The organism is Brachybacterium huguangmaarense (genome assembly GCF_025725725.1).
GTDB classification, from domain to species: Bacteria; Actinomycetota; Actinomycetes; order Actinomycetales; family Dermabacteraceae; genus Brachybacterium; species Brachybacterium huguangmaarense.
In genome coordinates this window covers 2,471,712-2,483,678 of the sequence record NZ_CP107020.1, presented here as the reverse complement: position 1 = coordinate 2,483,678, position 11,967 = coordinate 2,471,712, and the positions used below count along the sequence as shown (strand labels likewise).

Here is an 11,967-nt window from a genome sequence, read left to right as displayed (position 1 = left end):
ATGTCGCCCTCGCTGCGCGGTCCTGCGGAGCCGCACCCCGTCACCGGGACCGCGCAGGACGGGAGGCGCCCCGACGCTCTGACCCGCCCCGAGCGGCTCGACCGCCTGCCCTTCACCCGGCGTCACGCCCGCATGCTCGGCGCGTCCGGCCTCGGCTGGGCGCTCGACGCGATGGACGTCGGGCTCGTGTCGTTCGTGATCGCCGCGCTCACCGTGCACTGGGGCCTGAGCAAGGGCGACGGCTCGCTGCTCGCCTCCGCGGGCTTCCTGGGGATGGCGCTCGGCGCGACCCTCGGCGGGCGCCTGGCCGACCGTGTCGGGCGTCGCAGCGTCTTCGTGCTGACGCTGCTCGTGTACGGCATCGCGACCGGCGCCTCCGCGCTCGCCACGGGCCTCGCGATGCTCGTGGCCCTGCGCTTCGTCGTCGGCCTCGGCCTCGGGGCCGAGCTGCCCGTCGCGTCGACCCTCGTGAGCGAGTACGCGCCCCGGCGGGTCCGGGGGCGGGTCGTCGTATGGCTCGAGGCCTTCTGGGCGGTGGGCTGGATCCTCGCCGCCGTGATCGGCACCGTCGTCGTGGCCGCCGGCCCCGCCGGCTGGCGCTGGGCCCTCGCGCTCGGCATGGTGCCCGCCGCGTACGCGATCGTCGTGCGCTTCGGCATGCCCGAGTCCGTGCGCTACCTCGAGTCGGCCGGGCGTCATGCCGAGGCCGAGCGCGCCGTGCGCTCCTTCGAGGAGGCCGCCCACGTCGCGCCTCCCGCGCGCACGGTCGAGATCGCCGACGCCCCCGACGGCCCCCGCCCGTCCCTGTGGTCGCCGCGCCTGCGGGCGCGCACGGCCGCCCTGTGGGTCGTGTGGTTCTGCGTGAACCTCTCCTACTACGGCGCGTTCATCTGGATCCCGACGCTCCTGGTGGACCGCGGCTTCGGGCTCACCCGCTCGTTCCTCTTCACCCTCGTCATCACCCTCGCGCAGCTGCCGGGCTACGCGATCGCCGCGTGGCTCATCGAGGTGATCGGTCGCCGGTGGACGCTCACGATCTTCCTGATCGGCTCGGCGCTCGCGGCCGGCGCCTTCGGCCTGGCCGGCTCGGAGGCCACGATCATCGCCGCCGGCTGCGCGCTGTCGTTCTTCAACCTCGGAGCCTGGGGCGCCCTCTACGCGATCGGCCCCGAGCTGTACCCGACGCCCGTGCGCGCCACGGGCACGGGCGCCGCGGCGGGCTTCGGGCGCATCGCCTCGATCCTCGCGCCGCTCTCGGTGCCGCTGCTCATGAGCGCGGGCGGAGCCGTGCTCACCTTCTCGGTGTTCGCGCTCGCCTTCGTGCTCGCGGCCATCGCCGCCGTGACGCTGCCCGAGCAGCGCGGCGCCGCGCTCGTCGAGGAGTAGGGCGGCCTCAGACCACCCGCTGCAGCCAGCGCATCTTCGCGCCCTCGCCCGCGTGACGGTAGATCTCGAGGTCCTCGTCCCACGGCTCGCCGAGGGCGAGCGACAGCTCCCGGGCCAGCGCCTGCGGATCGCGCGAGGCCGCGGCCCGTTCCATGCACGCGCGCACGTGGTCCTCGGACAGCACCGTGTTGCCCGCCCGGTCGGTCGTGGCGTGGAAGATCCCGAGCTCGGGCGTGCAGCTCCAGCGGGCGCCGTCGGCGTGGGCGGTCGCGTCCTGGACCACCTCGTAGCGCACGTCGTCCCAGCCGCGGATGGCGCTCGCGAGGCGCGCGCCGGTGTCCTCGCGCCCGCGCCAGGTCAGGTCCGCGCGCACGAGGCCGGGGCCGACGGGCTGCTCGCGCCACTGCAGGCGGGCAGGCACGCCGAGGACTCCGCTCGCCGCCCAGTCGATGTGCGGTGCCAGGGCTCGCGGCGCGGAGTGGATGTACAGCACTCCCTGTGTCATGACGACCCTTCCGGTGTTCCGATGCGTCTTCCCCAACGAATCGGTGCCTCCGGGGCGGGTGCTCACCTCACGGGCAGTGCAGTGCAGCTCAGTGCAGTTCTCTCAGGTCGTCAGCCTAGAACCTCGCGCGGATGTCTCGCAACGCGCGCTTCCTGACGGGGCGCTCGAGGCCGTCGACGTAGAGCTGGCCGTCGAGGTGGCCCACTTCGTGCTGGATCAGCCGGGCCACGATGCCGTCGCCCTCGAGCTCGACGGCGCGTCCGTCGAGGTCGGTGCCGAGGCAGCGGGCATAGCGGGCCCGGCGGCGCGGGTACCACAGGCCCGGGAGCGAGAGGCATCCCTCGTCGTCGTCCTGGACGTCCTCGGACAGCTCCACGATCTCGGGGTTGAGCACGTAGCCCACACCCTCGTCGAGGTGCCAGGAGAAGGCGCGCAGGCTCACGCCGATCTGGTTGGCGGCCAGGCCCGCCCGGCCCTCGTGGTCCACGGTCTCGAGCAGGTCGGCGACGAGGGTGCGAACGCCGTCGGTGACCGTGCGGATCGGGTCGCACGCGGTGCGCAGCACCGGATCGCCGATGAGGCGGATCGGACGCTCGGTCATGCGCCCGGTTCCTCGGGAGCCTCGGCGGCCGGGACGTCCACGATCTCGTGATGCACCTCGGGATCGCCCGTGAGGGTGCGCTCGACGGTGCAGTTCGCGGCGATGGCCTTGGTGATCGCGCGCTCGACGCGCTCGATCTGCTCGGGGGCCAGACCAGAGAGATCCAGCTGGATCTCCTCGTCGATGCGGTCGTAGCGGTTGTCCTGCTCCGACGAGCTGCCGTGGGCGTAGACGCGCAGCGGGAAGTCCTCGCCGAGGCGACGCCCGATCGTGAAGTCCGCGCTCATGCCCGCGCAGCCGATGAGGGCGAGCTTGAGCAACTCGCCGGGTGTGATCTGCCCCTCCCCCTCCCCGATGGGGATCTCGACACCGCGCTGGTTGCGGCCCACGAGACGGCGCGTTCCCGTGCGGTCCACCCAGACGGAGCCCTCGGCGAACGCGGGCGAGATCGGGAATCGGGAGTCAGGAACTGCGGGCATGGGCACCTCCGGTGGTCGGCCGTCGCGCGCGACGGGCGGGATGTCGGCGCCGGAGCAGGGGCCGACAGCACGAAGGCCCCGGGATCCCCGGGGCCTTCACACGTTCGTCCAAGCTCCCGCGACTGGACTTGAACCAGTAACCGTTCGATTAACAGTCGAATGCTCTGCCGATTGAGCTACGCGGGATCAACCTGATCGAGGATAGCAGTGCCGAGCGGGCTGTCGCGACTCGGAACCGGTGTGCGACGGCGCATATGACGCATGCCACGCGCCCGGCCGTCACGCGATGAGGCCGACGATCGTCGCGCTGATGAAGGACACGAGCGTCGCGCCGTACAGGAGCTTGAGACCGAAGCGCGCGATGACGTCGCCCTGGGCGGGGGCGAGCCCCTTGGCGGCGCCCGCGATGATGCCGATCGAGGAGAAGTTGGCGAACGAGACGAGGAAGGTCTGCGCGATCGCGGTCGCGCGATCGCTCAGCTCGACCGTGCCGCCGGGGGCGGCGTCGGTGAAGGACAGCATGGCCACGAACTCGTTCGAGATGAGCTTGGTGGCCATGAGCTGTCCCACCTGGGCGCACTCGGCGGCCGGCACGCCCGTGAGGAAGGCGAAGGGCCAGAACACGTAGCCGAGCAGCTGCTGGAAGGTGAGACCGCCGAGCACCGCACCGAAGATCCCGTTGAGCAGGGCCATGAGCGCGACGAAGCCGATCAGCATCGCGACCACCGACAGGATCACCTTGCCGGCGTCGAGGATGTACTCCCCCAGCATCTCGAAGAACGACTGCCCCTCGGTGGGGTGCGGGATCACGAGGTCGTCGTCCTCCGGGTCGACCTCGTAGGGGCTCAGCAGGTTCACGACGATGAAGGCGCCGAACACGTTGAGCACGATCGCGGCGACGACGTACCGGGGCTGGATCATCGTCATGTAGGCGCCGACGATCGACATCGACACGGTCGACATGGCCGAGGCGCTGATCATGTAGAGCCGCTTCTCGGGCAGGTCCGGCAGCACCTTCTTGATCGCGATGAGGTTCTCGGACTGCCCGAGGATCGCCGAGGACACCGCGTTGAACGACTCGAGCCGGCCCACGCCCGAGACCTTGGAGAGCACGAAGCCGACCCCGCGGATCACGAGCGGGAGGATGCGCAGGTACTGCAGGATGCCGATCAGCGCGCCGATGAAGATGATCGGCATGAGCGACGTGAACACGAACGGGGCCGTGTCGTCGGACGTCACGTCGACGAGGCCGCCGAACACGAACGCGGTGCCCTCGGTCGCGTAGCCGATGAGGGCCTCGAAGGCGGAGGCGAGGGCCCCGATCACGGCCTGTCCGACGCCCGTCTTGAGCATGAGCAGCGCGAGCACGAACTGCAGGACCAGCATGACGCCGATGAACGGGGCCTTCTTGCGCAGCATGGCCAGGTCTCGGGACGGGAGGAAGGCGAGGCCGAGGAAGACGACGAGTCCGACGAGGCCGATCACGATGTGCACGCGCAACTCCTTGTCACGGGGGCGGCGGAGGACTGCTCCACCCTACTCGTGACCGCGGTCACGCCATCCGCTCCGTCCTGCGGAACGGTGCCGAGGCGCTGGCCGGAGCACGGTAGCCTCGTCGGGCACGGCCCAGTAGCTCAGCCGGTCAGAGCAGCGGACTCATAATCCGTCGGTCGAGGGTTCAAGCCCCTCCTGGGCTACCACAGCTCCCCCGGCGGTACGTCACCTGCTCGCCGCCTGGCCCGGGATTGCAACGAATTCATCACGACCGGTCTTTCACGACCGGCCATCCATCGTGCGCCTTTACATTGAGCCCTCTGAGCCTCTGCGGCTCCTGCGAAAGGACTCCTCCATGACTCACGCCTCCTCGGTCTCCGCGGGCCGCCGCGCGCGGAACCTCGCTCCTGCCACCCTGCGGGCTACGGCCGCTGTCGCCTCGCTCGCCCTCCTGGCGGCCTGCTCCTCCGGTGGCTCCGGCTCCGACGACGGCTCCTCCGAGCTCAGCATCGGCGCCATCCTCCCCCAGACCGGCTCGCTGGCCCTGCTCGGTCCCGCCGCGATCGCCGGCAGTGAGGTCGCGATCGATGACATCAACGCCGCCAAGCCCGACTTCACCGCCAAGCTCACGGTCAAGGACTCCGGCGACACGACCACGGACATCGCTTCGTCCTCGGCCAAGTCGCTGCTGTCCTCGAACGTCTCGGGCATCGTGGCGCCCGAGTCGTCGGCCGTGGTCAAGACCGTCTTCAGCCAGATCAGCAACGCGAAGGTGCCCTTCATCTCGCCCGCCGCGACCGATCCGTCGCTGACCAATCCGAACCAGTCGGGCGGGTACTTCTTCCGCACCGTGCCGAGCGACCTGCTGCAGGGCCAGGCCCTGGCGCAGCGGATCGTCTCGGACGGCAAGACGAAGGTCTCGGTCCTGTACATGAACGAGGCGTACGGCACCGGCCTCAACGAGCAGATCACCAAGACCCTCGAGGCCAACGGCGTGCAGGTGGTCGCGGACGTGCCCTTCACCCCGAACTCGACGAACTTCAACGCCGAGGTGGGCAACGTCCTGTCGCCCCAGCCCGACGCGCTCGTCGTGATCTCGTTCGACGAGATCAAGTCGATCTCGGCGGTGCTGCAGCAGAACGGCTTCGACTTCAACAACTTCTATGGCACGGACGGCAACAACGGCATTCTCGGCAAGGGCGACCCGGACATCACCGGCGCTCAGTTCTCCACCCCGGGCGTGAACCCGGAGGACGACTTCCGCTCGCGCCTCGAGGAGAAGAACGGCAAGGCGCTGCAGTCGACCTCCTACGCCGCGGAGTCCTACGACGCCGTGATCCTGATGGCCCTCGCGGCCGCACAGGGCGGGGACACCACCGCCGCGACGATCCAGAAGAACCTCTCGACCGTCTCGTCGGGCGGCACCAAGTGCACGAGCTTCGAGGAGTGCTACAAGCTCGTCCAGGACGGCACCGACATCGACTACGACGGACAGTCCGGGCCGATCAACTTCAACGACAACGGCGATGTGAGCGAAGCGAGCATCTCCTTCTACAAGACCGTCGGCCCCGACAACAAGACCGACTGGACCGACCAGCAGAGCTCGACGCTGTGACGCAGCGCTGAGCCACGACGGACGGCGGGCCCGGGATCCTCTGAGGATCCCGGGCCCGCCTTCTGTGGTCGATGCTGCGAGTGCCGGCCGCAGCCGGCCGTGCTGTCGTCAGTCGCGGTGACCGAGCGCGGCCTCGGCGGTGTCCGCACCCAGGGTGCCGAGGTAGAGCTGGATGACCTTGGGGTCGTTGAGCAGGTCGCGACCGGTGCCCATGTAGGCGTCCCGCCCCTGGTCGAGGACATAGCCGCGGTCGCAGATCTGCAGGCAGCGGCTCGCGTTCTGCTCGACGATCATCACCGAGACCCCGGCGGCGTTGATCCGGGCGACGTTGACGAAGGTCTCGTCCTGCCGCACCGGGGACAGGCCTGCGCTCGGCTCGTCGAGCAGCAGCACGGCGGGATCCATCATGAGCGCCCGGGACATGGCGACCATCTGCCGCTCGCCGCCGGACAGCGACCCGGCGCGCTGGCGCAGCCGCTTGCCGAGCTCGGGGAACAGGTCGGTCACGAAGTCCACGCGTGAGGCGTATCGCTGGGGATCCTGGTAGCAGCCCATGCGGAGGTTCTCCTCGATGGTCAGCGCCTGGAAGACGTTCTCCGTCTGCGGGACGAAGCCCACCCCGCGCTGGACCAGACGATCGGCCTTGAGGTTGGTGATGTCCTCCCCGTTGAGCAGCACGGAGCCCTCGAACACGCGCACGAGGCCGAACACGGCCTTGAGCAGGGTCGACTTGCCGGCACCGTTGGGCCCGATGATGCCCACCAGTTCGCCCTGGTCGACATAGGTGTCGGCTCCGTTGAGGATCGAGACACCGGGGATGTACCCGGCGATCAGGCCCTTGGTCTCCAGAACACGCGTCACGGCTTCTCCTCAGGGTGCTCGGCGAGCTCCTCGACCATCTCGGTGACGGCGAGCTGCTCGGCGACGACGGCGTCGTCGCGCTGGACCTCCACGCCGGACTCGTCCGGTGCGAACTCACGGCTGGAGCGGATGGTCTGGATGACGTCGCCGAGGTCGCGATCCTTGTCGGAGCCGAGGTAGGCGTCGACCACCGCGGGGTCGGACATCACGGTCCCGGGCGGCCCTTCGGCCACGATGCGGCCTTCGGCCATGACCACCACCCAGTCGGCGATCGCCTGGACCATGTGCATGTCGTGCTCGACGAACAGCACGCTGACGCCGTCGTCCTTGAGCGCGAGGATGTGGTCGAGCAGGGACTGCTTGAGGGCGGGGTTCACCCCGGCCATCGGCTCGTCGAGCATGATCAGCTGCGGGTCGCACATGAGGGCGCGGGCCATCTCGAGCAGCTTGCGCTGGCCGCCGGACATCGATGCCGCGTAGTCGGCCTTCTTCTCCAGCAGCTTGAAGCGTTCGAGCAGCTCGAGCGCCCGGGCTTCGACCTCCCGTTCCTGGTCCTTCCACAGGAAGGGCAGCAGGGCGGCCCAGAACTTCTCGCCCTTCTGACGTCGCGCGCCGAGCTTCATGTTCTCGAGCACGGTCATCATGCCCAGCACCTTGGTCAGCTGGAAGGTGCGGATCTCGCCGAGCCGCGAGACCTTGTGGGCGGGCACGCCCGCCAGATCGCGGCCGTCGAAGCTCCACGCGCCCGTGTCGGGGTTGTCGAACCCGGTCAGCAGATTGAACAGGGTGGTCTTGCCCGCGCCGTTGGGGCCGATGAGGGCGGTGATCACACCGCGCGGGATCTCGAGGTGCTCGACGTCGACGGCCTTGAGGCCGCCGAAGACGCGGCTGACGCCGTCGGCGACCAGCAGCGGATCGGTCTTGCGGCAGCCCGGGGCCGGCTTCTCGGGGGTGATCTCCGGGCGGATCGTCGTCTCAGGCAAAGTAGGTCTCCGCTTTCTTCCCGAGGATGCCCTGGGGGCGATAGATGACCAGCAGCATGAGGCCGACGCCCACCATGATGAACCGGATCTGGCCGCCCTGGATGCCGCTGATGGGGGAGTCGGGGAGGCTCGTCAGGATCGAGATGAGCCCGTCGCTGAGGATCAGGAACGCCCAGAAGATCATCGAGCCGAGCACGGGGCCGAACACGGTCGCGGCACCGCCCAGGAACAGGATGGTCCACAGGAAGAACGTGGTCTGGGTGCCGCCGATGTCCGGGTTCAGGCCCTTGGGCATGATGTAGAGCATGCCGGCGATGCCCGCGAGCACACCGCCCAGCACGAGCGCCTGCATCTTGTAGGAGAAGACGTGCTTGCCCAGGGCACGCACGGCGTCCTCGTCCTCGCGGATGCCGCGGACCACGCGGCCCCACGGACTGCGCATGAGCAGCCACACCAGCAGCGCCGCGATGATCACCACGACCCACGACACGATCAGGTTGAACAGGTCGTCCGGGCTGTAGGTGAAGGGCCCCAAGGTGTAGTAGCCGCCTGAGGCGGGCGCAGGGATCGGGTTCAGCGCCGACCACGCGTTGGCGTAGTCGAACGAGGTGAGCCCGCCCTGGCCACCCGTGAGCGGTGTCAGCTCCGGGGTGATGGCCACGTAGCGGACGATCTCGGCCGAGGCGATCGTGACCATCGAGAGGTAGTCGGCTCGCAGCCGCAGGGTCGGGATGCCGAGCAGGAGCGCGAACACGACCGCGCCGAGCACGCCGAGCAGGAGGCACAGCGGCAGCGGCAGGTCGAGGGTGCGGGCGCCGATCGCGAAGGCGTAGGCGCCCACGGCCATGAACGCGGACTGTCCGAAGTTCATGAGCCCGGTGTACCCGAAGTGCACGGCCAGCCCGATCGTCGCGAGCGCGTAGGCCGCCGTGTCGGGAGCGAAGATCTGGCTGACGGCCAGGGAGAGGAAGCTGAGATCCATGTCGATACCTTTCAGCCGATCCGCTGCCGAGAGCCGAGGATGCCCTGCGGTCGCACGAGCAGCACGACGATCATGGTGAGCATCGCGACGACGTACTTGAGCGAGGTGGGGATGAACAGCGTGGAGACGTCCATGGCGAGCCCGATGATGATCGCGCCGAGCAGGGCGCCCCACGTGGTGCCGAGGCCGCCGAGGGTGACCGAGGCGAACAGGAGCAGCAGGATGAGCGCGCCGCCGTTCCACTGAAGGGTCTGGTAGTAGCCGATCAGGGCGCCCGAGACCGCGGCGAGGGAGCCGGCGCCCACCCAGACGATCCGCGTGACCCGCTCGACATCGATGCCGCTCGCAGCCGCGAGCGCCTTGTTGTCGGCGACGGCGCGGGTCGCCTTGCCGAGATTCGTGCGGGTCAGGAAGAGGGCCACGGCGACGATGAGCACGATTGCGATGACCGAGCCCATCACGTCCCAGTAGCGCAGATTGACGGTGCCCAGAGTGACGAACGGCGAGTTGTCGGCCGGGATCGAGAGTCGGTCGGGCCCCCAGATGAACGCGTACACGTAGCGCAGGGCCAAGGAGAGTCCGATGCTCACGATCATCAGCTGCATCACGCCGACCCGGCGGGAGCGCAGCGGCTTCCACAGCCCGGCATCCTGGATCCATCCGAATGCGCCGCCGAACACGAGCGCGCCCAGGATGGCGATCCAGCCGCTCTGGCCGAGCTGGGAGGCGAACAGGTAGGCCATGAACGAGCCGAACGTGACGAGCTCGCCGTGGGAGAAGTTGTTCAGGCGGGTGGTGCCGTAGATCAGCGAGATGCCGATCGAGGCCAGCGCCAGCAGCAGACCGAAGGTGAGACCGGTCGCGATCTTGGGGAAGAGACGCTCGAAGAACGAGAGGCCGGAGGCGTCTGCCTGCGCGGCCGGATCCTCGGGCGTCTGCGCCTCCCCGCTCGGTGCGCCCGAGGGCGAGGCGCCTGCGGTCGCGCTCGAGCTGGCGGTCGGCGAGCCGGTGCTCGCGGACGACAGCGGCACCGGGGTGACGGCCTCGCGCTGGCCGCCCTCGACGAGGGCGATCCGCGTGTACTGCGGCGAGATCTCGCCGGTCGTCGCACGCGTGGTCGGGTTCTGCTGCGGCCCGAGACCGTCCGGAAGCGTCGAGGCGTCGAGGTAGACCGCGTAGGGGCCCGAGACGCTCAGGTCGATCGTGGCCGCGCCGGTGTCGTCCGTCGTGCCCTCGAGCAGCTCGCCCCCGCTGTCGGCGACGGTCATCGCGATGCCGGACACGGGCTTCCCGTCGCTGCCGGCGACGGTGACGATGAGCTGCACGCCGGCCGCATGCGCGGCCGGCAGCGGGAGCAGGACGCCCGCGGCGAGAACGAGGAGGAGGACGAGCGCGCTCAGCAGACGCGGGCGAAGAGCCCCGGCCGCGGGCAGTCGGGATGGGGGCGCGGCCCAAGGTGCGGGCTCCGTCACGGGCGTTCCTCTCGAGAGCGGGGCGCCGGCGGCGCCCGTGAATGGAGCAAAGGTAGGGCGCGAGGGCGGCGACGCCGCCCTCAGAGGGAACCTGCGCCCAATTCGTTATCAAACTGGGCCGATCCTTCAGCGCCCCGCTCGGCGCAGCTCTCGCGGGAACTCCTCGAGCAGGCGCAGCCACAGCTCCGAGGCCGTCGGATAGGACGGCACGGCATGGCGCAGCACGTGCAGGGGCACCTGGCCGACGATCGCGATGGTCGCGGCATGCACGAGCTCCGCGGCATCAGGCCCCACGAAGGTCGCGCCGACCAGGTGGCGGCGGGCACGATCGGCCACGAGGGTGGCCGTGCCCGGCACGTGGTCGCGCAGCAGGGCCGTGCCGGCGGCCCCGGAGAACGGGATCTCGACCGTCACCGTGTCGTCGCCTGCGTCCTTCGCCTGCGCCGCGGTCATCCCGACGGCCGCGACCTGCGGCTCGGTGAACACGACCTGCGGCACCGCGATCACGGGCGCCTCGGGCTCCCGCTCGTCGCCGAGGGCGTCGGCTCGGATGGCGGCGCCCACGACGCGGGCCCGGTACTTGCCCCAATGGGTGAGCTGGGCCTCGCCGCTCGCATCGCCGACCGCGTGCAGCCAGGCAGGCAGCGCGCCGCTCGTGACGTCGTCGGGGGCGAGCCCGATCGTCTCGAGGCCGAGGTCGTCGAGCCGCGGTCGGCGCCCGGTCGCCACGAGGATCTCGTCTGCGGTGCGCTCGCCGCGGTTCGTGCGCACCCGCACCGAGCCGCCGTGCACGCGGCCGAGCCCCGTGGCACGCGGATCCTGGCGATCCGCGCTCTCCACGTCGACTCCGGTCTCGACCGTCACGCCCAGGCGGCGCAGACCGTCGGCGACGGCCGCGCCCGCGCTCGGCTCGAGACGCGAGAGCAGCCCGACGCCGCGCACGAGCATGGTGACCTCGGCGCCGAGCGCAGCCATCCAGGTCGCGGCCTCGCACGCGACCACTCCCCCGCCGACGACCAGGAGCGAGCCAGGGACCTCCCGCACGCCCGTGGCGTCGCGCGAGCCCCACGCCTGGACGCCGCTCAGCGTCCCAGGCACCTGCGGCTCGCTGCCGGTCGCGATCACGACGGCGCGGCGGGCCCGCAGGCGGCGCCGGGCTCCGTCGGGGGTGGTCACCTCGACCGTGCGCTCCCCGGTGAGCCGGCCGTGCCCGCGGATCACGTCGATCCCGATCCCCTCGGCCCACGACACCTGTCCTGCGTCGTCGTAGTGGGAGACCCAGTCGTCGCGGCGTCGCAGCAGGGCGTCGCGGTCGAGCTCCGCCGGGGTGACGCCGGGCAGGTCGGTCGTCACGTCGGCGACGGCGACGGGACGCAGGAGCGCCTTGGACGGCATGCACGCGTAGTACGAGCATTCACCGCCCATGAGCTCGCCCTCGACGATCGCGGCGGTGAGGTCGCTGTCCTCGGTCGCGTACTGGGCGACGTTCTCCCCGACGGGTCCGCCGCCGAGGACGACGACGTCGACCTCGAGATCGGGGGTCATGGTGGGTGCGGGTGCCATGGGATCTCCTTCGGTGATGACGGCTC

General features: G+C 70.2%; 11 protein-coding genes and 2 tRNA genes. 3 read left to right on the top strand and 10 right to left on the bottom strand.

What is annotated here, in order from left to right:
* Complete coding sequence (locus BRM3_RS11340) at positions 1 to 1,386, top strand: MFS transporter (protein WP_263593418.1); 1,386 nt, start codon at positions 1 to 3, stop codon at positions 1,384 to 1,386.
* A gap of 7 nt (positions 1,387 to 1,393) precedes the next feature.
* Here the strand turns inward: BRM3_RS11340 and BRM3_RS11335 are convergent, their stop codons facing one another.
* From BRM3_RS11335 to BRM3_RS11315, 5 genes are all read right to left on the bottom strand, one after another.
* A complete protein-coding gene (locus BRM3_RS11335) occupies positions 1,394 to 1,891 on the bottom strand; it encodes a DUF3145 domain-containing protein (protein ID WP_263593417.1) in 498 nt (165 codons plus the stop codon).
* 115 nt (positions 1,892 to 2,006) lie between these two features.
* Positions 2,007 to 2,492 (bottom strand): peptide deformylase, encoded by a 486-nt coding sequence (locus tag BRM3_RS11330; protein WP_263593416.1) that lies wholly within the window; start codon positions 2,490 to 2,492, stop codon positions 2,007 to 2,009.
* Positions 2,489 to 2,971, bottom strand: coding sequence for an OsmC family protein (locus tag BRM3_RS11325; RefSeq protein WP_263593415.1), 483 nt, complete (start codon positions 2,969 to 2,971; stop codon positions 2,489 to 2,491). The genes BRM3_RS11330 and BRM3_RS11325 overlap by 4 nt, the downstream gene beginning before the upstream one ends.
* 113 nt (positions 2,972 to 3,084) lie before the next feature.
* Positions 3,085 to 3,157, bottom strand: a tRNA-Asn gene (locus tag BRM3_RS11320).
* A 93-nt stretch (positions 3,158 to 3,250) separates the two neighbouring features.
* Positions 3,251 to 4,465, bottom strand: a complete 1,215-nt coding sequence (locus BRM3_RS11315) for a NupC/NupG family nucleoside CNT transporter (RefSeq protein WP_263593414.1) — start codon at positions 4,463 to 4,465, stop codon at positions 3,251 to 3,253.
* Between the two features lie 129 nt (positions 4,466 to 4,594).
* Between BRM3_RS11315 and BRM3_RS11310 the strand changes: the two genes are divergently transcribed.
* A tRNA-Ile gene (locus BRM3_RS11310) sits at positions 4,595 to 4,671 on the top strand.
* 149 nt (positions 4,672 to 4,820) lie between these two features.
* On the top strand, positions 4,821 to 6,080 hold the full coding sequence (locus tag BRM3_RS11305; RefSeq protein ID WP_263593413.1) for an ABC transporter substrate-binding protein: 1,260 nt from the start codon (positions 4,821 to 4,823) through the stop codon (positions 6,078 to 6,080).
* A 108-nt stretch (positions 6,081 to 6,188) separates the two neighbouring features.
* Here BRM3_RS11305 and BRM3_RS11300 read toward each other — a convergent pair whose 3' ends face one another.
* From BRM3_RS11300 to BRM3_RS11280, 5 genes are all read right to left on the bottom strand, one after another.
* Positions 6,189 to 6,941, bottom strand: coding sequence for an ABC transporter ATP-binding protein (locus BRM3_RS11300; RefSeq protein ID WP_263593412.1), 753 nt, complete (start codon positions 6,939 to 6,941; stop codon positions 6,189 to 6,191).
* Positions 6,938 to 7,924: an ABC transporter ATP-binding protein gene (locus tag BRM3_RS11295; RefSeq protein ID WP_396126915.1), complete on the bottom strand. Its 987-nt coding sequence runs from the start codon at positions 7,922 to 7,924 to the stop codon at positions 6,938 to 6,940. Before BRM3_RS11295 ends, BRM3_RS11300 begins: the two co-directional genes overlap by 4 nt.
* Positions 7,917 to 8,906, bottom strand: a complete 990-nt coding sequence (locus BRM3_RS11290; protein WP_263593411.1) for a branched-chain amino acid ABC transporter permease — start codon at positions 8,904 to 8,906, stop codon at positions 7,917 to 7,919. The genes BRM3_RS11295 and BRM3_RS11290 overlap by 8 nt, the downstream gene beginning before the upstream one ends.
* An 11-nt stretch (positions 8,907 to 8,917) precedes the next feature.
* A complete protein-coding gene (locus tag BRM3_RS11285) occupies positions 8,918 to 10,378 on the bottom strand; it encodes an ABC transporter permease subunit (RefSeq protein WP_263593410.1) in 1,461 nt (486 codons plus the stop codon).
* A gap of 126 nt (positions 10,379 to 10,504) precedes the next feature.
* Positions 10,505 to 11,941, bottom strand: a complete 1,437-nt coding sequence (locus BRM3_RS11280) for a dihydrolipoyl dehydrogenase family protein (RefSeq protein ID WP_263593409.1) — start codon at positions 11,939 to 11,941, stop codon at positions 10,505 to 10,507.
* Between the last annotated feature and the right edge of the window lie 26 nt (positions 11,942 to 11,967).